Genomic DNA, 19,479 nt, shown 5'->3' with positions numbered 1-19,479 from the left:
GACTAATAAGATGGCATTGAAATCCCCCGCGTTTCGTAAAAAATTCCCGTTGCTGGTTACCGGCGGTTTGCTGGCTCTGCAACCTCTTGCCACCCCCTTCGCGGTCGCCGCGGAACAGTATGACTGTTCTGTCTCTGCTTCCGGCTCCTGGGATTGCGCGCCCAAGACCACCACGGCCCAGCTGCCGCCACGTCCCGTGCATGACGGCAATGCCGAGGCTGTGGGCGGCGATGCCACGGCGGACAGCGGTTCCAGCGGCGAGAAGGCTGCCGGACCGGTGCTGGTCACCGAGGCCAAGGGTCGCGGCCTGAAGTCGCGCAGTGCCGACTACAGTCACCTCGACTGGGTCCCGCGTGACAAGCTGACTGCCGCGCAGTTGGCCGAAGCAGGTCCTTATTGCTCTGGTTCCTATATCGAACCCATTCGTCCTGGCATGAATGACACGACGAATAAAAGTGATGCACCGACCTTTATCGGCGCCAAAGCCTCGCGTTATGAACAAGACAAGCAAGTCGCCACGCTGGCCGGCGACGTTGTCATGCGCCAGGGCAGCATGCAGGTCGAGGCCGACGAAGCCAGCCTGTACCAGGCCGAAAACCGTGGAGAGCTGAACGGCAACGTGCGCGTTCGCGACCAGGGCGCCCTGCTGGTCGGTGACCATGCCGAAGTGCAGCTGGACACGGGCGAGTCCAAGGTCGACAACGCCGAATACGTGATGCACAAGTCGCATATCCGCGGTAGCGCGCTGTACGCCAAACGTGCCGAGAACGCGATCATCCGTCTCAAGGACGGTACGTACACCAGCTGCGAACCAAGCAGCAACGCCTGGCAGCTCAAGGGTAATAACATCACCCTGAACCCGGCGACCGGTTTCGGTACGGCAACCAACGTGACCTTGCGGGTCAAGGACATTCCAGTCCTCTATACCCCGTATATCTACTTCCCGATCGACGATCGTCGCCAGTCCGGCTTCCTGCCGCCGAGTTTCTCCAGCGACAGTACTTCAGGCTTCAACCTGACCACGCCTTACTACTTCAACCTGGCACCGAACTACGATGCCACGTTGTATCCGCACTACATGAGCAAGCGCGGCATGTTGACCGAAGGCGAGTTCCGCTACCTGACCAAGTCCACCGAAGGGCAGTTCGGCGGTGCGTTCCTGAGCGACGAGAGCAACGATCGCGCCCTGCAATCGGACTCTACGAAAGATCGCTACATGGTCAACTGGCAGCACAAGGGCGGGCTGGATTCGCGTGTACTGACCACCGTCGACTACACCAAAATCAGCGACCCGTACTACTTCCAGGATCTGCAGAGCAACCAGGTCGGCGTCAGAAGCGTCGACTATGTGAATCAACAGGCAACGACGAGCTATCGCGGTGACGACTTCACCGCCCAGCTGAACGTGCAGGCTTATGAGTTGGCGAGCGTGGCCGTTATCACGCCGTATAACCGCCTGCCACAGGTCACCTTCAACGGCAACCTGCCTTATCATCCGGAAGGCCTCAATTTCACCTACGAAACTGAAGCCACTCGCTTCGAGCGGAGTCTGGAAACCGGCACCTTCGCTGACAAGGATGGCGTCACCGCGCCACGCCTGGACACCAACGTCATCGGCCTGGCCCGTTCCAACGGCGACCGTTTGAACCTCAAGCCGGGGGTCAACCTGCCACTCAACTGGACGTACGGTTTTGTCACGCCGTCGCTCAAGTACCAGTACACCCAGTACGAACTGGATCTGGGTTCGCAGGGCAAGGCTGATATCGTGAATGCCCAGTTCGCTGCGGCCCAGGCTGGCACGAATTACGTCGGCGGAACCTTCAGCAGCTCACAAAGCCGGGGCGTTCCCATCGCCAGCGTCGACAGCGGCCTGTACTTCGACCGCAACACCGAGCTGTTCGGCACCAACTATCGCCAGACCCTGGAACCGCGCCTGTTCTATCTCTATGTTCCAGAGAAGAACCAGCAAGACATTCCCGTGTTCGACACCAGCGAATACAGCTTCAACTATGCCTCGTTGTTCCGCGAAAACCGTTTCTCCGGCAGCGACCGCGTCGGTGACGAGAACAAGCTGTCCCTGGGCGTCACCAGCCGCTGGATCGAAGACAACGGTTTCGAACGTCAGCGCGTAAGTATTGGCCAGGCGTACTACTTCAAGGATCGTACCGTGCAGTTGCCGGGGGTTGATTTCACGACCCGCGCCGACGCCAAGACCAATGTCTCGCCATACGCCCTGGAATACGCCTACAACTTCAACCGTGACTGGCGTGCAACCGCCGACTACAACTGGGATCCGGTCAGCCACCAGCCGCGTTCCGGCAGTGCGATGTTCCACTACCAGCCTGAAGACAACCCGAACAAGGTGGTCAACGCCGGCTATCGCTATCGCAACGACCAGGTGATCTACAACCAGAACACCGGCCAATGGCAGTTCGGCGGCGACTACGGCACCCCAGGTACCGCGAACTTCGTGAAGGACTACTACAAGATCGAGCAGCACGACTTCTCGGTCATCTGGCCGGTCGTGCCTCAGTGGAACGTCATCAGCCGCTGGCAGTACGACTACAACCGCAACCGTACGCTGGAAGCCTTCGGTGGCTTCGAGTACGACAACTGCTGCTGGAAAATGCGCCTGATCAACCGCTACTGGGTCCAGTATGACGAGTTCAGCCAACAAGCTCCGCAAAACGAACGAGGCGACCACGGCATCTTCCTTCAGTTTGTCCTGAAGGGCCTGGGTGGCGTCATGGGCAACAAGGTCGAGAGCTTCCTCGACAAAGGCATCCAAGGTTATCGTGAACGTGAAGATCAAGCTTTCTGATTGTCTGCGCCCGCTGATGCTGGGCGCGCTGGTCCTGAGCGCGGCGGTTCACGCCGCCGTGCGGCCCCTCGACAACGTCGTGGCCATCGTCGACAACGATGTGATCATGCAGAGCCAACTGGACCAGCGCGTCCACGAGGTTCAGCAGACCATCGCCAAACGTGGCGGCGGCGTGCCACCCACCAGCGTCCTCGACCAACAGGTCCTGGACCGCTTGATCGTCGAAAACCTGCAACTGCAGATCGGCGAACGCTCGGGTATTCGCATCAGCGATGATGAGTTGAACCAGGCCATCGGCACCATTGCCCAGCGCAACAACATGAGCATCGATCAATTCCGCGCTGCCCTGACGCACGACGGCCTCTCTTATGAGGACGCCCGTGACCAGGTTCGCCGGGAAATGATCATCAGCCGTGTGCGTCAGCGCCGTGTCGCCGAGCGCGTCCAGGTGTCGGAACAGGAAGTGAAGAACTTCCTCGCCTCGGACCTGGGCAAGATGCAGCTCTCCGAAGAGCTGCACCTGGCCAATATCCTGATTTCGACCCCGGACAGCGCCAGCTCGCAAGCCATCCAGGCCGCGGCGGCCCAGGCCCAGGACGTCTACCGGCAGCTCAAGCAAGGCGCTGACTTCGGTCAGTTGGCCATTGCCCGCTCCGGCAGCGACAACGCCCTGGAAGGCGGCGACATGGGCTGGCGCAAGCCGGCCCAGTTGCCACCTCCGTTCGACCGCATGCTCAACAGCATGGCGGTTGGCGACATCAGCGAACCGGCACGCACCCCAGGTGGTTTCATCATCCTGAAGGTCCTGGAGAAGCGCGGTGGCGAGACGCAGATGCGTGACGAAGTGCATGTCCGTCACATCCTGATCAAACCCAACGCCATTCGCAGCGAAGCCGAAACCCAAGCCCTGGCACAGAAGCTCTACGAGCGGATCTCCAACGGCGAAGATTTCGCCACCCTGGCCAAGAGCTTCTCGGAAGACCCGGGCTCGGCGCTCAACGGCGGCGACCTGAACTGGGTCGACCCGAACGCACTGGTACCGGAATTCCGCGAAGTGATGGCAAAGACCCCGCAAGGCGTCCTGTCCAAACCGTTCAAGAGCCAATACGGCTGGCACGTACTGGAAGTCCTTGGCCGTCGCGCCACCGACAGCACTACCCAGGCTCGCGAACAACAAGCCATGACCGTGCTGCGTAACCGCAAATACGATGAAGAGCTGCAAACCTGGCTGCGTCAGATCCGCGACGAAGCCTACGTTGAAATCAAGCTCCCTGGCGCGGAACAGGCGCCAAAGTGAAACCGCGGCGTTTCGCATTGACACCCGGCGAGCCGGCGGGCATTGGTCCAGACCTTTGCCTGCTGCTCGCCTCGCAGTCCCAGCCCTACCCCCTGATCGCCATTACCAGTCGTGACCTGCTCCGTGAGCGGGCCACGCAACTGGGTGTGGCGATCGATCTGCTGCCTGTGGCGCCGGGCCAATGGCCTGATCAACCGGCAGCGGCGGGCAGCCTGTACGTCTGGGACACCCCGCTGGCAACCCCGGTTGTTGCCGGGCAACTGAACCAGGCCAATGCCGCCTTTGTCCTGGAAACCCTGACCCGGGCCGGCCAAGGCTGCCTGGACGGCGACTTCGCCGGCATGATCACCGCCCCGGTGCACAAAGGCGTGATCAACGACTCCGGGATCGCCTTTTCCGGCCACACCGAATTCCTCGCTGACCTGACCCACACCGCCCAGGTGGTGATGATGCTGGCAACCCGAGGACTGCGCGTGGCCCTGGTGACCACCCACCTGCCCCTGCGGCAAGTCGCCGATGCGATTACCCCGGAGCGCCTGGAGCGGGTCACCCGCATCCTGCATGGCGACCTACGGGAAAAGTTCGGCATCGCCCACCCGCGTATCCTGGTTTGCGGGCTCAACCCCCATGCCGGCGAAGGGGGGCACCTGGGCCACGAAGAAATCGACATCATCGAACCGACATTGGAGCGCCTGCGCGGCGAGAGCATGGACCTGCGTGGCCCGCTGCCTGCCGACACTCTGTTTACCCCCAAATATCTGGAGCACTGCGACGCGGTGCTGGCGATGTACCACGACCAGGGCCTGCCCGTGCTGAAATACAAAGGTTTCGGTGCCGCAGTCAACGTGACCCTGGGCTTGCCGATCATCCGCACTTCGGTCGACCACGGCACTGCCCTGGACCTGGCCGGCAGCGGCAACATCGACACCGGCAGCCTGCAAGTCGCCCTGGAAACCGCCTACCAGATGGCCGAGACCCGTTTATGACCGAGCAATACCAACACCGGGCGCGCAAGCGCTTCGGGCAAAACTTCCTGCACGACGCCGGCGTGATCGACCGCATCCTGCGCGCCATCCATGCCAAGGCCGAAGACCGCCTGCTGGAAATCGGCCCGGGCCAGGGCGCCTTGACCGAAGGCCTGCTCAACAGTGGCGCACAACTGGATGTCGTCGAACTGGACAAGGATCTGATCCCGATCCTCAACCAGCAATTCGGTAGCCGGCCGAATTTCAACCTGCACCAGGGCGACGCGCTGAAGTTCGACTTCACCAGTCTGAACCCGGCGCCCAACAGCCTGCGGGTGGTCGGCAACCTGCCCTACAACATCTCCACGCCGCTGATCTTCCACCTGCTGCACAACGCCAGCCTGATTCGCGACATGCACTTCATGCTGCAAAAGGAAGTGGTCGAGCGCTTGGCCGCGGGCCCTGGCGGCGGCGACTGGGGTCGTCTGTCGATCATGGTCCAGTACCATTGCCGCGTGGAACACCTGTTCAATGTCGGCCCTGGGGCCTTCAACCCACCACCCAAGGTCGATTCGGCCATCGTGCGCCTGGTGCCCCACGCCGTCCTGCCCCACCCAGCCAAGGATCACCGCCTGCTGGAGCGCGTCGTTCGCGAAGCCTTCAACCAGCGCCGCAAAACCTTGCGCAACACCCTCAAGTTGCTGCTCAGCAATGCCGAGATCGAAGCCGCCGGTGTCGATGGCAGCCTGCGCCCGGAACAACTCGACCTGGCCGCCTTCGTGCGCCTGGCCGACAAACTCAGTGAGCAGGCCGTCACCGTCGCCGACGTCGATTGATCTCACGGGTAGCCGGCCAGCGTGCATGTCTGGCCTACTACCCGGGACTTGACCTAGACTGGGCTTCGTCCAGCGTCTCTTGCGCTTCAGCTTCCAAGGCCTCTTGCATGTCCGATCCTCGTTATCAGGTCGACGTCAGCGTCGTCACCCGCTTCCTTGCAGAACAATCGCAACCCGAGCAGAACCGCTTTGCCTTCGCCTACACCATCACGGTGCAGAACAACGGCGAACTGCCTGCCAGGTTGATGTCGCGGCACTGGGTGATCACCGATGGCGACGGTCATGTGGAAGAAGTCCGCGGCGCCGGCGTCGTCGGCCAGCAACCGCTGATCGAAGCCGGCCAGAGCCACACCTACAGCAGCGGCACGGTGATGACGACGAAAGTCGGCAACATGCAGGGCAGTTACCAGATGGTGGCCGAGGACGGCAAGCACTTCGACGCCGTGATCGCGCCCTTCCGCCTGGCCGTGCCCGGGGCCCTGCACTGATGGCGGTGTATGCCGTCGGCGACCTGCAAGGCTGCCTGGAACCGCTCAAATGCCTGCTCGAACGCGTCAGGTTCGACCCGGCCCAGGATAAACTGTGGCTGGTGGGCGACCTGGTCAACCGGGGCCCGCAATCCCTGGAGACCCTGCGTTTTCTCTACCGCATGCGCGAGTCGCTGGTCTGTGTGCTGGGCAACCATGACCTGCACCTGCTTGCCGTCGGCCACAATGTCGAGCGGCTGAAAAAAAGCGATACGCTACGCGAGATTCTCGACGCCCCGGATCGCGCCGAACTGCTGGACTGGTTGCGCCGCCAGAAGCTGCTGCACCACGACGCAGAGCGCAATGTGGCCCTGGTCCACGCCGGCATTCCACCCCAGTGGACGCTGAAGAAAGCGCTCAAATATGCCGCGGAAGTGGAAACCGCCTTGCGCGACGACAACCTGCTGACGCCCTTCCTCGACGGCATGTACGGCAACGAACCGAACAAATGGGATAGCGATCTGCAGGGCGTGACCCGCTTGCGGGTGATCACCAACTATTTCACCCGGATGCGTTTCTGCACCGCCGACGGTAAGCTCGACCTCAAGGGCAAGGAAGGCGCCGACACCGCCCCCCGCGGCTACGCCCCCTGGTTCAGCTACAAGGGGCGCAAGACCCAGGACCTGAAGATCATCTTCGGCCACTGGGCCGCCCTTGAAGGCCAATGCGACGAACCCGGCATCTTCGCCCTCGATACCGGTTGTGTCTGGGGCGGTGCCATGACCCTGATGAACGTCGACACCGGCGAACGCCTGGGTTGCCAATGCGATGCCCTGGGTGGCGTCGCTCCGCCACCGACCCTGGCCGAGCGCTTCCGGGCCTGGCTATATCGCTAGACTGTACGACCTACCTGCCCCAGATGGAGCCCATCATGACCGAGTTCAAACGTATCCCCCCCGAACAAGCCCAGGCCCTGCGCGAGCACGGCGCCGTGGTCGTCGACGTCCGCGACCCACAGGCTTTCGCCCTGAATCACATCAGCGGCGCCCGGCATCTGGACAACCTCAACATCGCCGATTTCATTCGCGCCGCCGACCTCGACGCACCGTTGGTGGTGTGCTGCTACCACGGCAATTCGAGCCAGAGCGCGGCCGCCTACCTGGTCAGCCAAGGCTTCAGCGACGTCTACAGCCTGGACGGCGGCTTTGAGCTGTGGCGCACGACCTATCCGTCAGAAATTGCTCAAGATATTTCCGAATAATTTTTTTCCTTTGCTGAAGCCCGCAGGATTCGCGGGCTAGAGCCTTTCCTGACGAACGGTCAGGTGTAACTAATTGCTCATCTTGACTTGACCCCGCCGATTCCGAACTATCCTTAAGCGCAGGCCATCCAAATCAGGGGAGAGCCGGTACACCGGCGTACGGGTCATCGGTAGTAATTTTCAAAGTGAGCGTCGCTTTGAAGGTGTTCTGGGGGGTAAACGGCAACGGCTTTTTGCGGTTGCATGCCAGCACTGGACTGATTGATCCGGCACCGGCTCCACGTATCGAGCGAGGTGACGTCATGAGCATTTTCAGCCATTTCCAACAACGCTTCGAATCCACACGGCAAGAAGAACTCACGCTGCAGGAGTACCTCGAACTGTGCAAAAAGGATCGCAGCGCTTACGCGTCAGCAGCGGAACGGCTGCTACTGGCAATCGGCGAACCCGAACTGCTGGATACGTCCACCAACTCACGGTTGTCGCGCATCTTCTCGAACAAGGTGATCCGGCGCTATCCGGCCTTTGAAGACTTCCACGGGATGGAAGAATGCATCGACCAGATCGTTTCGTATTTCCGCCACGCCGCCCAAGGCCTGGAAGAGAAGAAACAAATCCTCTATCTGCTCGGCCCGGTGGGTGGCGGTAAATCGTCCCTGGCCGAAAAGCTGAAACAGCTGATCGAGAAAGTCCCCTTCTATGCCATCAAGGGTTCGCCGGTCTTCGAATCACCCCTTGGGCTGTTCAACGCCACCGAAGATGGCGCGATTCTGGAGGAAGACTTCGGGATTCCCCGACGCTATCTGAACACCATCATGTCGCCCTGGGCCACCAAGCGCCTGGCCGAGTTCGGCGGTGACATCAGCCAGTTCCGGGTGGTCAAGCTCTACCCCTCGATCCTCAACCAGATCGCCGTGGCCAAGACCGAACCTGGCGACGAAAACAACCAGGACATCTCTGCCCTCGTGGGCAAGGTCGATATCCGCAAGCTCGAAGAGTTTCCACAGAACGACGCCGACGCCTACAGCTACTCGGGCGCCCTGTGCCGGGCCAACCAGGGCCTGATGGAATTCGTGGAAATGTTCAAGGCACCGATCAAGGTGCTGCACCCGCTGCTGACCGCCACCCAGGAAGGCAACTACAACAGTACCGAAGGCCTGGGCGCGATTCCGTTCACCGGCATCCTGCTGGCCCACTCCAACGAATCGGAGTGGCACACCTTCCGCAACAACAAGAACAACGAAGCCTTCATCGATCGGATCTACATCGTCAAGGTCCCGTATTGCCTGCGGGTCAGCGACGAAGTGAAGATCTACGACAAACTCTTGTTCAACAGCTCCCTGGCCAAGGCCCACTGCGCGCCCGACACCCTGAAGATGCTTGCCCAGTTCACCGTGCTCTCGCGCCTCAAGGAGCCGGAGAACTCGAACATCTACTCGAAAATGCGGGTCTATGACGGCGAAAATCTCAAGGACACCGATCCGAAGGCCAAATCGATCCAGGAATACCGCGACAGCGCCGGTGTCGACGAAGGCATGAATGGCCTCTCGACCCGCTTTGCCTTCAAAATCCTCTCGAAAGTCTTCAACTTCGATCCTCACGAGATTGCCGCCAACCCGGTGCACCTGCTCTACGTACTGGAGCAGCAGATCGAACAGGAACAGTTCCAGGCCGAAACCCGCGAACGCTACCTGCGCTTCCTCAAGGAGTACCTGGCACCGCGCTATATCGAGTTCATCGGCAAGGAAATCCAGACCGCGTACCTGGAGTCCTACAGCGAGTACGGCCAGAACATCTTCGACCGCTACGTGCTGTATGCGGATTTCTGGATTCAGGACCAGGAATACCGCGACCCGGAAACCGGCGAGATCCTCAACCGCGTAGCCCTGAACGAAGAGCTGGAGAAAATCGAAAAACCGGCGGGCATCAGCAATCCGAAGGATTTCCGCAACGAAATCGTCAACTTCGTCCTGCGCGCCCGAGCCAACAACAACGGCAAGAATCCGACCTGGCTCAGCTACGAGAAGCTGCGGGTGGTGATCGAGAAGAAAATGTTCTCCAACACCGAGGATCTGCTGCCGGTCATCAGCTTCAACGCCAAAGCCAGCAAAGAGGATCAACAGAAGCACAACGACTTCGTCACCCGCATGGTCGAACGTGGCTACACCGACAAACAGGTACGACTGCTCTCCGAGTGGTATCTGCGCGTCAGAAAATCGCAGTAGTAACGGCAGCTGCAAGCGGCACGCGACAAGCCGCAGGCGCGTTTACCGACGTGCTTGCGGTGCAGGAGCTGACCGCTTGTCTTTAAGCTTCCAGCTTGGTGCTTGAAGCTTGTAACTTGAAGCTGTCCGGAGGGCTCCTCATGAGCTATGTGATCGACCGACGTCTCAATGGCAAGAACAAGAGTACGGTGAACCGTCAGCGCTTCCTGCGGCGCTACCGTGACCATATCAAAAAGGCTGTCGAGGAAGCCGTGAGCCGGCGCTCCATCACCGACATGGAACACGGCGAGCAAATCAGCATCCCCGGCCGCGACATTGATGAGCCCGTGCTGCACCACGGTCGTGGCGGCAAGCAAACCGTGGTTCATCCCGGCAACAAGGAGTTCACCAGCGGCGAGCACATCCCTCGGCCTCCCGGCGGCGGCGGCGGTCGCGGCCCGGGCAAGGCCGGCAACTCGGGCGAAGGGATGGACGAGTTTGTCTTCCAGATCACCCAGGAAGAGTTTCTCGAGTTCATGTTCGAGGACCTGGAGCTGCCGAACCTGGTCAAACGCAACCTCACCGGCACCGACACCTTCAAGACCGTCCGCGCCGGGATCAGCAACGAGGGCAACCCCTCACGTATCAACATCATCCGCACCTTGCGTTCGGCCCACGCCCGGCGGATCGCCCTGTCCGGCAGCAGCCGGGCCAAACTCAAGGAAGCCAAGGACGAACTGGAGCGCCTGAAACGCGAAGAGCCGGACAACTTCGGCGATATCCAGGAAATCGAGGCGGAAATCGAGAAACTCAGTGCGCGCATCCATCGCATTCCCTTCCTCGACACCTTCGACCTCAAGTACAACCTGCTGATCAAGCAGCCCAACCCCAGCTCCAAGGCGGTGATGTTCTGCCTGATGGACGTGTCCGGCTCCATGACTCAGGCGACCAAGGACATCGCCAAACGCTTCTTCATCCTGCTGTACCTGTTCCTCAAACGGAACTACGACAAGATCGAAGTGGTATTCATCCGCCATCACACCAGCGCCCGGGAAGTCGACGAAGAAGAGTTCTTCTACTCGCGGGAAACCGGCGGCACCATTGTTTCCAGTGCGTTGAAGCTGATGCAGGAAATCATGGCCGAACGCTACCCTACCAACGAGTGGAACATCTACGCCGCCCAGGCCTCCGACGGCGACAACTGGAACGATGACTCACCGATCTGCCGCGATATCCTGATCAACCAGATCATGCCGTTCGTGCAGTACTACACTTACGTAGAGATCACCCCCCGCGAACACCAGGCCCTGTGGTACGAATACGAGCGCATCAGCGAAGCGTTCAGCGATACGTTTGCCCAGCAGCAGCTGGTGTCGGCCGGTGATATCTACCCGGTCTTCCGTGAACTCTTCCAGCGCAGGTTAGTGACATGACCGCCAGAGAGCAGAAACAACAGAAGCGCCAGCCCATCTCCACCGGATCGGAGTGGACCTTTGAACTGATCCAGGCCTACGACCGCGAAATCAGCCGTATCGCCAACCGTTATGCCCTGGATACCTACCCCAACCAGATCGAGGTCATCACCGCCGAGCAGATGATGGACGCCTACGCCTCCGTCGGCATGCCGCTGGGTTATCACCACTGGTCCTATGGCAAGCACTTCCTCAGCACGGAAAAATCCTATAGCCGCGGCCAGATGGGCCTGGCCTACGAGATCGTGATCAACTCCGACCCATGCATCGCCTACCTGATGGAAGAAAACACCATCTGCATGCAGGCGCTGGTGGTGGCTCATGCCTGCTATGGCCATAACAGCTTCTTCAAGGGCAATTACCTGTTCCGCACCTGGACCGATGCCAGCTCGATCATCGACTACCTGGTCTTCGCCAAGCAGTACATCATGCAATGCGAGGAGCGCCACGGCATCGATGCGGTCGAAGACCTGCTCGACTCCTGCCACGCCCTGATGAACTACGGTGTCGACCGCTACAAACGGCCCTACCCGATTTCCGCCGAAGAGGAACGCCGGCGGCAGAAGGACCGCGAAGAACACCTGCAAAAGCAGATCAACGACCTGTGGCGCACCATTCCCAAGGGCGCGGACAAGTTCAGCGACAAGGACAACGCGCGCTTCCCCTCCGAACCTCAGGAGAACATCCTTTACTTCATCGAAAAGCACGCGCCGTTGCTGGAGCCTTGGCAGCGGGAAATCGTCCGGATCGTGCGCAAGATCGCCCAGTACTTCTACCCGCAACGCCAGACCCAGGTGATGAACGAAGGCTGGGCAACGTTCTGGCACTACACCCTGATGAACGATCTCTACGACGAAGGGCTGGTCACCGACGGCTTCATGATGGAGTTCCTGACCTCCCACACCAGCGTGGTGTTCCAACCCGGTTTCGACAGCCCCTACTACAGCGGCATCAACCCCTACGCCCTGGGGTTTGCCATGTACCGCGATATCCGCCGGATCTGCGAATCCCCCACGGAAGAAGACCGCCGCTGGTTCCCGGAACTGGCCGGCAGCGACTGGCTCTCGAGCATCAAGTTCGCCATGAGCAGCTTCAAAGACGAGAGTTTCATCCTGCAGTACCTGTCACCGAAAGTGATTCGCGACCTCAAACTGTTCAGCATCCTCGATGACGACCAGCGCGACGACCTGCTGGTGCCGGCCATTCATGACGAAGGCGGCTACCAGACCATCCGTGAAACCCTGGCCGCCCAGTACAACCTGGGTAACCGCGAACCCAACGTACAGATCTGGAGCATCGACCGCCGCGGCGACCGTTCGCTGACCCTGCGTCACCAGCAACACGACCGCAAACCCCTGGGCGACTCCACCGAGGAAGTGCTCAAGCACCTGCACCGCCTCTGGGGCTTCGATATTCATTTGGAGACACTGCAAGGCGACCAGGTCATGAAAACCCATCACGTCCCACCCAAGGGCGAGCACAGCGAAGGGGAATACGGTCGACTGGACCTGGCCGTGATTCATCTCTGAACAGCACCCTGACCTCCGCTGACGCGATCCACAGGTTATCCTGTCGTGCCAACGGAGGTTTTTCATGCAGATTTATAAAGTCGGCGGCGCGGTTCGCGATCGCCTGCTGGGTCAGCCGGTTACCGATATCGACTGGGTGGTGGTGGGCGCCAGCGCCGAAGACATGCTCGCCAAGGGTTTTCGTCCGGTCGGCGCGGACTTTCCGGTTTTTCTTCACCCCTCGAGTGGCGAGGAATACGCCCTGGCCCGGACCGAACGCAAGAGCGGACGCGGTTATGGCGGGTTCATTTTCCACGCCAGCCCCGAGGTCACCCTGGAAGAAGACCTGATCCGCCGGGACCTGACCATCAACGCCATGGCTGAAGACGAGCACGGCAACCTGACCGACCCCTACCACGGCCAAGCCGATCTCGATGCCCGTCTTTTGCGCCACGTATCCCCCGCGTTTGCCGAAGATCCACTCCGGGTCCTGCGCGTTGCCCGCTTTGCCGCGCGGTATGCCGCCATGGGTTTCAAGGTGGTCCCCGAAACCCTGGCGCTGATGCGCCAACTGGCCGAATCGGGCGAACTGCAAGCGCTGACGCCGGAGCGCGGCTGGAAGGAAATCTCCCGCGCACTGATGGAAGACCAGCCCCAGGTGTTCATCCAGGTACTGCGCGACTGCGGCGCGCTCGCCGTGCTGTTTCCGGAGGTCGACGCGCTATTCGGAGTGCCGCAACCTGAAGCCCATCACCCTGAAATAGACAGCGGCGTGCATACCTTGAGCGTCCTGGAGCAAGCGGCGCGCCACCAGCAGCCCTTGACCGTGCGCTGGGCCTGCCTGCTGCACGACCTCGGCAAGGGGCTGACACCTGAAAGTGAATGGCCGAAGCACATTGCCCACGAGTTCAAGGGACTGAAGCTGATCAAGGCGGTGAACGAACGCTACAAAGTGCCGCGCGACTGCCAGGAACTGGCGTTGCTGGTGGGCGAATACCACACCCATGGTCATCGCGCCCTGGAGCTCAAGGCCTCGACCTTGCTGGAGTTGCTGCAGAGTTTCGATGTCTATCGACGACCGCAGCGTTTCGAGGAATTTATCGCCGCCTGCGAGATGGATGCGCGGGGACGCCTGGGATTGGAGGAGCGGACTTATCCACAGGCGGATTATTTACGGGGGGCGGCGGCGGTCGCCAAGGCGGTCGCGGTTCAGCCGTTGTTGGAGCAGGGTTTCAAAGGACCCGCATTGGGTGAAGCGCTCAAACGTGAGCGCCTGAAAGCCCTCAAGGCTTACAAGGAGAAAGGTATTGGCTGAAACACGAATCCTGTGGGAGCCGGCTTGCCGGCGATGACGGCCGAACAATCGCTGCAGGGCTTGCGGGCCTCATCGCCAGCAAGCTGGCTCCCACAATGACCGCGCTGACCGTATGCCCTACAACAGATCCGGGGGCGTCAGTTGCCCCCCACGCCACTCAAACGCCACGGGGGCCAGCACCTGATCGATCCGCGCCTCTTCCCACAACGTCAAGAAAGTTTTCCCCGCCTCGGGATGGAGCCGATCCGGCGCAATCAACGCCAACGGCCACAACACAAAGGCATTCTTGAGAATTTCCGCCCGCGGCAGGATCAGCCCGTCGAAATTTCCGACCCATTCACCATACAACAGCACATCGATATCCAGCGGCAGCCCCTTGCGCTCCGGTGCATAGCGGCCATTGTCGGCCTCGATGAACTTCAAGCGGCGATCCAGCTCCAGCAACGGCAGGTCGGTAAACGCCGACACCACCAGGTTGAAGAACGGCCCGCTCTTGATACCCACCGGCTGGCTTTCGAACACCGCCGAACAGCGGATATCCACCAGAAAAGTAGCCAACGCGTCCAACCCGGCACGCAAGTGAGTTTCGCGCTCGATATTGCTGCCGAGCCCGAGATAAACCTGAGTTAGCGACATCCGCGCTCGATCTCCACGCCCACGCCCTTGGCCGCCGCAACGGCCCCCGGCTTGGTCAGTTTGAGGTGCAACCAGGGAATCTGGAACTCGCTCATCAGTACCTGGGCCAGGCGCTCGGCGAAGGTTTCCACCAGCTGAAACTGCGACTGCTCGGCAAACAGCTGGATACGCGAGGAAACGCTCGCATAATCGAGGGCCAGGCTCAGATCGTCACCGGCCGCCGCCGGGCGGTTGTCCCAGGCAAAACTGAGATCAAGGCGCAGGCACTGACGGATGCCGCGCTCCCAGTCATAGGCACCGATAACGGTGTCGACTTCCAGGCCCTCGATAAACACTCTGTCCAAGCACTTCTCTCCGCAGCACGACAAGGGCGCAATGCGCCGTTAGAATCAGGGCGTCCCCGCCCGGAATAGTTAGCATGTTTTGGTTACTGGCGATCCTCGCCTACCTGCTCGGCTCTCTGTCCTTCGCCATTTTGCTCAGCCGCCTCACGGGAAATCCCGACCCGCGAATGAGTGGCTCGGGTAATGCCGGCGCGACCAACATGCTGCGCCTGGCCGGCAAGAAGCTGGCCATCCTGACCTTGCTCGGCGACCTCTGCAAAGGCCTGCTGCCGGTGCTGATCGCCGGCGTTGCCGGACTCTCGCTCCAGCAGCAAGCCTGGGTCGGACTCTGCGCCGTCCTCGGCCATCTGTTCCCGTTGTACTTCCGCTTTCGCGGCGGCAAAGGCGTCGCCACGGCCGCCGGCATGCTGCTGGGGCTGTATCCCCCCGCGGCCCTGCTAGCCCTGCTGACCTGGCTGCTGACCTTCTACCTCACCCGCACCAGCTCGCTGGCCGCCTTAATCGCCACCCCGCTGACCCTGCCGCTGCTGGCCTGGCAGGAGCCAGCCGCCTTGCTGCCGATGAGCGTGGTGACCGGACTGATCGTCTGGCGTCATCGCGGCAATCTACGCGACCTTTTCGCAGGGCGCGAACGACATTTCTGACCCTGATCGTGAAGGTGGCTCACATGCCACCTTGCACCGATCCCATTCAAATCGCCGACAACTGCTCCATCGGCCAACGTGCCTGCACGCTGATCGCCAAGCTTTCCTTCTGCCCGGCCTGCAGACGCTGGCACCCGGCAAACGCAATCATCGCGCCATTATCGGTGCAGAACTCAGGACGGGCATAGAACACATCGCCCCTCATCTCGCCGAGCATTTTTTCCAGCGAAGCCCGCAGGGACTTGTTGGCACTGACGCCCCCGGCGATCACCAGGCGCTTCATACCCGCCTGCTTCAACGCACGCTTGCACTTGATGGTCAAAGTCTCCACCACCGCCTGCTGGAAGGCCAGCGAGATGTCGCAACGGGTTTGCTCGCCGTCGTCTCCAGCGCCGCTGCACTGCTGCCAGGTATTCAGGGCAAAGGTTTTCAAACCGCTGAAACTGAAATCCAGCCCCGGGCGATCGCACATCGGCCGCGGGAAAACAAAACGCCCCGCCACGCCCTGCTCGGCCAGGCGGGCGATTTCCGGCCCCCCCGGGTAATTGAGCCCCATCATCTTCGCCGTCTTGTCGAAGGCTTCGCCGGCCGCATCGTCCAGGGTTTCCCCCAGCAACGCGTATTGGCCGATGCCATCCACGCGAACCAGCTGGGTGTGCCCGCCGGAGACCAACAACGCGACGAACGGAAACTCCGGAGGCTGTGCCTCCAGCATCGGTGCCAGTAAATGACCTTCCATGTGATGCACGCCCAGGGCCGGTATATCCCAGGCAAAAGCCAGGGCCTGGGCGCACGAAGCCCCGACCAGCAAGGCCCCGACCAGGCCGGGACCGGCGGTGTAGGCAATCGCATCGATCTCGGTCGGCGCGCAGTCGGCCTCGGCCAGGACCTGGCGGATCAACGGCAGCATGCGCTTGACGTGATCGCGGGAGGCCAGCTCCGGCACCACGCCACCATAGGCGCGGTGCAGGTCGATCTGACTGAACAGCGCATCGGCGAGAAGCCCGCGCTCACTGTCGTACAGCGCGACGCCGGTTTCGTCGCAGGAGGTTTCTAATCCCAGTACTAGCATGGGTTTGCGCCTTGTAGAGGCTAGATTCGAAGGCGCGCATAATAGTCGTCACTCCAGGCCCCTACCAGCGGTTTTCGATCAGAGGCTTTGCATTCCGCGTCATGAGGGGTTAACATCCGCAACCCTTAAAAACCGACGATCTCCAGTGCGATTTTGCCTGAGGACGTTGACCCCGGTAATGAATGAAGGTAGCTCTGGATGCCAGCCGTCAAAGTTAAAGAGAACGAACCCTTCGACGTAGCTCTGCGTCGTTTCAAGCGCTCCTGCGAAAAAGCCGGTGTTCTGGCTGAAGTTCGTAGCCGCGAATTTTACGAGAAGCCGACTTCGGAGCGTAAGCGCAAGGCAGCAGCTGCTGTCAAACGCCACGCCAAGAAAGTTCAGCGCGAACAGCGCCGCGCCGTTCGTCTGTACTAATACACAGACGTTCGTTGCAAGCTTCTGCCAAGCCCGGCCCTCAGCCGGGCTAATGGCATTTGCGGATATCGCTTGATGCTTCACCGTCGAAGCCGCCGATGCGACCCAGACGAACCTGCTTGACCCCGTCAGACCTGGCACTTGCCAGCGGTGCGCGTCTTTCTGACGAGCCTTCCAAGGCTAACGACGAGCACACCCTTTCCGTTCCAGCTATCGAGCACTCTGCGATGATGAGAACGCCATGGCCGGGCTAATCCCCCAAAGTTTTATTGACGACCTACTCAACCGCACCGACATCGTCGACGTGGTGAGTTCGCGCGTGCAACTGAAAAAAGCCGGCAAAAACTACACCGCCTGCTGCCCGTTCCACAAGGAAAAGACACCGTCCTTCAGCGTCAGCCCGGACAAGCAGTTCTACTACTGCTTTGGCTGCGGCGCTGGCGGCAACGCCCTCGGCTTCCTCATGGACCACGACAACCTGGATTTCCCCCAGGCGATCGAGGACCTGGCCAAAGCCGCCGGCATGGAAATACCCCGCGAAGAAAGCGGACACGCGCGCAAGCCGCGCCAGCCGACCGATTCGCCGCTCTACCCGCTCCTGACCGCGGCCGCCGATTTTTACCGCCAGGCGCTGAAAAGTCACCCCTCCCGCAAGGCGGCGGTGGACTACCTCAAGGGCCGCGGCCTGACCGGCGAGATCGCCCGGGATTTCGGCCTGGGTTTCGCCCCGCCAGGCTGGGACAACCTGTTCAAGCACCTGGCCAGCGACACCCTGCAGCAGAAAGCCATGATCGACGCCGGCCTGCTGATCGAGAACGCCGAAACCGGCAAGCGCTATGACCGTTTCCGCGACCGCGTGATGTTCCCCATCCGCGACAGCCGTGGCCGGATCATCGCTTTCGGCGGCCGGGTGCTGGGCGACGACAAGCCGAAATACCTGAACTCCCCGGAAACCCCGGTGTTTCACAAGGGCCAGGAACTTTACGGCCTGTTCGAAGCGCGCAAGAACAACCGCAACCTCGATGAAATCATCGTCGTCGAAGGCTATATGGACGTCATCGCCCTGGCCCAGCAAGGCCTGCGCAATGCCGTCGCGACCCTGGGCACCGCCACCAGCGAAGAACACCTCAAGCGCCTGTTTCGCGTAGTACCCAATGTATTGTTCTGCTTCGACGGCGACCAGGCCGGGCGCAATGCCGCCTGGCGCGCACTGGAAGCAACCCTGGGCAGCCTGCAGGACGGCCGCCGCGCGCGCTTCCTGTTCCTGCCCGAAGGCGAAGACCCGGACACCCTGATTCGCGCCGAAGGCACCGATGCCTTCCGCGCCCGGATCAACCAGCACGCGCAGCCGCTGGCGGATTATTTCTTCCAGCAACTGACCGAAGAGGCCGACCCGCGCTCGCTGGAGGGCAAGGCGCACATGGCGACCCTCGCCGCGCCACTGATCGACAAGGTACCGGGCGCCAACCTGCGCACCTTGATGCGTCAGCGCCTGACCCAGATCACCGGCCTGACCCACGAAACCGTCAGCCAATTGGTGCACAGCGCACCGAGCGAAGCGCCACCGGCCTACGATCCGGGCATCGACTACGACGCCATGCCCGATTATTCGGACTATCATGCGCCCCAGCAGGAGGCCTACGCGCCCCAGCAGGAGTGGACGCCGAAAAAACCCGGTGCGGGCGGCAAGAAGTGGGACAAGAAGCCCTGGGACAGGAACGGCAAGCGCGGCGGCGACCGCGACGAGCCCCGCAGCCCACGGATCCCGGCCGCCGTCGAGCCACCGACGCTCACCGCCTTGCGCACCCTGGTCCATCACCCGCAACTGGCCGGCAAGGTCGAGACCGCTGGTCACCTCGCGGACGAAGAAAACACCCATGCACAGCTGCTCGTGGCCTTGCTCGAAGCCGTGCAAAAGAATCCTGGGCTAAGCTCATTTCAACTGATTGCGCGTTGGCACGGCACCGACCAGGGTCGATTACTCACCCGTTTGGCGGAAAAGGAGTGGCTGATTGAAGGAGAGAACCTTGAACAACAGTTTTTCGACACCATAACCAGCTTGTCAGCCCGTCAAACCGAGCGAAAGCTGGAACAACTCATCAGGAAGTCGCGACAGGGCGATTTGAGCGCTGAAGACAAAATTCAGCTGCTTGATCTACTAAAACGCAATCTTCCTGCATCAAACCCGACCTCAACTGGCGCGTGAGGTCATAGCTCGGGTAT

17 protein-coding genes are annotated in these 19,479 nt (G+C 61.0%); 14 read left to right on the top strand and 3 right to left on the bottom strand.

Annotation, left to right across the window (positions count from 1 at the left end):
• The first annotated feature begins 10 nt into the window (after nucleotides 1-10).
• The 11 genes from AC07T0_RS23290 to AC07T0_RS23240 all read left to right on the top strand — a co-directional run bounded on the left by AC07T0_RS23290 (nucleotide 11) and on the right by AC07T0_RS23240 (nucleotide 14,146).
• Complete coding sequence (locus tag AC07T0_RS23290) at nucleotides 11-2,821, top strand: LPS-assembly protein LptD (RefSeq protein ID WP_495003398.1); 2,811 nt, start codon at nucleotides 11-13, stop codon at nucleotides 2,819-2,821.
• A complete protein-coding gene (locus AC07T0_RS23285; protein ID WP_495003397.1) occupies nucleotides 2,802-4,118 on the top strand; it encodes a peptidylprolyl isomerase in 1,317 nt (438 codons plus the stop codon). The genes AC07T0_RS23290 and AC07T0_RS23285 overlap by 20 nt, the downstream gene beginning before the upstream one ends.
• The gene (gene pdxA, locus AC07T0_RS23280; RefSeq protein ID WP_495003396.1) at nucleotides 4,115-5,104 is read left to right on the top strand and encodes a 4-hydroxythreonine-4-phosphate dehydrogenase PdxA; all 990 of its coding nucleotides are present in this window, start codon (nucleotides 4,115-4,117) and stop codon (nucleotides 5,102-5,104) included. The genes AC07T0_RS23285 and pdxA overlap by 4 nt, the downstream gene beginning before the upstream one ends.
• Nucleotides 5,101-5,919 carry a 16S rRNA (adenine(1518)-N(6)/adenine(1519)-N(6))-dimethyltransferase RsmA gene (rsmA, locus tag AC07T0_RS23275; protein WP_495003395.1) on the top strand — a complete coding sequence of 273 codons (819 nt, stop codon included), beginning with the start codon at nucleotides 5,101-5,103 and terminating at the stop codon, nucleotides 5,917-5,919. Before pdxA ends, rsmA begins: the two co-directional genes overlap by 4 nt.
• A gap of 107 nt (nucleotides 5,920-6,026) precedes the next feature.
• Nucleotides 6,027-6,407: a Co2+/Mg2+ efflux facilitator ApaG/CorD gene (gene apaG / locus AC07T0_RS23270; RefSeq protein WP_495003394.1), complete on the top strand. Its 381-nt coding sequence runs from the start codon at nucleotides 6,027-6,029 to the stop codon at nucleotides 6,405-6,407.
• The gene (locus AC07T0_RS23265; protein WP_495003393.1) at nucleotides 6,407-7,282 is read left to right on the top strand and encodes a symmetrical bis(5'-nucleosyl)-tetraphosphatase; all 876 of its coding nucleotides are present in this window, start codon (nucleotides 6,407-6,409) and stop codon (nucleotides 7,280-7,282) included. Before apaG ends, AC07T0_RS23265 begins: the two co-directional genes overlap by 1 nt.
• Before the next feature lie 35 nt (nucleotides 7,283-7,317).
• Nucleotides 7,318-7,647 (top strand): thiosulfate sulfurtransferase GlpE, encoded by a 330-nt coding sequence (gene glpE, locus AC07T0_RS23260; protein WP_495003392.1) that lies wholly within the window; start codon nucleotides 7,318-7,320, stop codon nucleotides 7,645-7,647.
• Nucleotides 7,648-7,949: 302 nt separating this feature from the next.
• Nucleotides 7,950-9,872, top strand: a complete 1,923-nt coding sequence (locus AC07T0_RS23255; protein WP_248803894.1) for a PrkA family serine protein kinase — start codon at nucleotides 7,950-7,952, stop codon at nucleotides 9,870-9,872.
• A gap of 140 nt (nucleotides 9,873-10,012) precedes the next feature.
• Nucleotides 10,013-11,284 (top strand): YeaH/YhbH family protein, encoded by a 1,272-nt coding sequence (locus tag AC07T0_RS23250; RefSeq protein ID WP_495003391.1) that lies wholly within the window; start codon nucleotides 10,013-10,015, stop codon nucleotides 11,282-11,284.
• Nucleotides 11,281-12,852, top strand: coding sequence for a SpoVR family protein (locus AC07T0_RS23245; RefSeq protein WP_495003390.1), 1,572 nt, complete (start codon nucleotides 11,281-11,283; stop codon nucleotides 12,850-12,852). The genes AC07T0_RS23250 and AC07T0_RS23245 overlap by 4 nt, the downstream gene beginning before the upstream one ends.
• Before the next feature lie 64 nt (nucleotides 12,853-12,916).
• On the top strand, nucleotides 12,917-14,146 hold the full coding sequence (locus tag AC07T0_RS23240; protein WP_495003389.1) for a multifunctional CCA addition/repair protein: 1,230 nt from the start codon (nucleotides 12,917-12,919) through the stop codon (nucleotides 14,144-14,146).
• Between the two features lie 117 nt (nucleotides 14,147-14,263).
• Here AC07T0_RS23240 and folK read toward each other — a convergent pair whose 3' ends face one another.
• Nucleotides 14,264-14,782, bottom strand: a complete 519-nt coding sequence (folK, locus tag AC07T0_RS23235) for a 2-amino-4-hydroxy-6-hydroxymethyldihydropteridine diphosphokinase (RefSeq protein ID WP_495003388.1) — start codon at nucleotides 14,780-14,782, stop codon at nucleotides 14,264-14,266.
• Nucleotides 14,773-15,126: a dihydroneopterin aldolase gene (gene folB, locus AC07T0_RS23230; RefSeq protein ID WP_121135137.1), complete on the bottom strand. Its 354-nt coding sequence runs from the start codon at nucleotides 15,124-15,126 to the stop codon at nucleotides 14,773-14,775. The genes folK and folB overlap by 10 nt, the downstream gene beginning before the upstream one ends.
• A gap of 74 nt (nucleotides 15,127-15,200) precedes the next feature.
• Here folB and plsY point away from each other — a divergent pair, with 74 nt between their 5' ends.
• Nucleotides 15,201-15,770, top strand: coding sequence for a glycerol-3-phosphate 1-O-acyltransferase PlsY (gene plsY, locus AC07T0_RS23225; RefSeq protein ID WP_121135138.1), 570 nt, complete (start codon nucleotides 15,201-15,203; stop codon nucleotides 15,768-15,770).
• Between the two features lie 46 nt (nucleotides 15,771-15,816).
• Here the strand turns inward: plsY and tsaD are convergent, their stop codons facing one another.
• Nucleotides 15,817-16,842 (bottom strand): tRNA (adenosine(37)-N6)-threonylcarbamoyltransferase complex transferase subunit TsaD, encoded by a 1,026-nt coding sequence (gene tsaD, locus AC07T0_RS23220; RefSeq protein ID WP_495003387.1) that lies wholly within the window; start codon nucleotides 16,840-16,842, stop codon nucleotides 15,817-15,819.
• Nucleotides 16,843-17,040: 198 nt separating this feature from the next.
• On the opposite strand from tsaD, the gene rpsU reads away from it, so the two are divergent.
• Both rpsU and dnaG read left to right on the top strand, forming a co-directional pair.
• Nucleotides 17,041-17,256 (top strand): 30S ribosomal protein S21, encoded by a 216-nt coding sequence (gene rpsU / locus AC07T0_RS23215; RefSeq protein WP_002551877.1) that lies wholly within the window; start codon nucleotides 17,041-17,043, stop codon nucleotides 17,254-17,256.
• Nucleotides 17,257-17,497: 241 nt separating this feature from the next.
• The gene (gene dnaG / locus AC07T0_RS23210; protein ID WP_495003386.1) at nucleotides 17,498-19,462 is read left to right on the top strand and encodes a DNA primase; all 1,965 of its coding nucleotides are present in this window, start codon (nucleotides 17,498-17,500) and stop codon (nucleotides 19,460-19,462) included.
• The last annotated feature ends 17 nt before the right edge of the window (nucleotides 19,463-19,479 follow it).

This window comes from Pseudomonas sp. GW821-FHT04D07 (genome assembly GCF_059420225.1).
The sequence above is the reverse complement of the archived record's forward strand: the minus strand, read 5'-3'. Positions and strand labels throughout refer to the sequence as shown.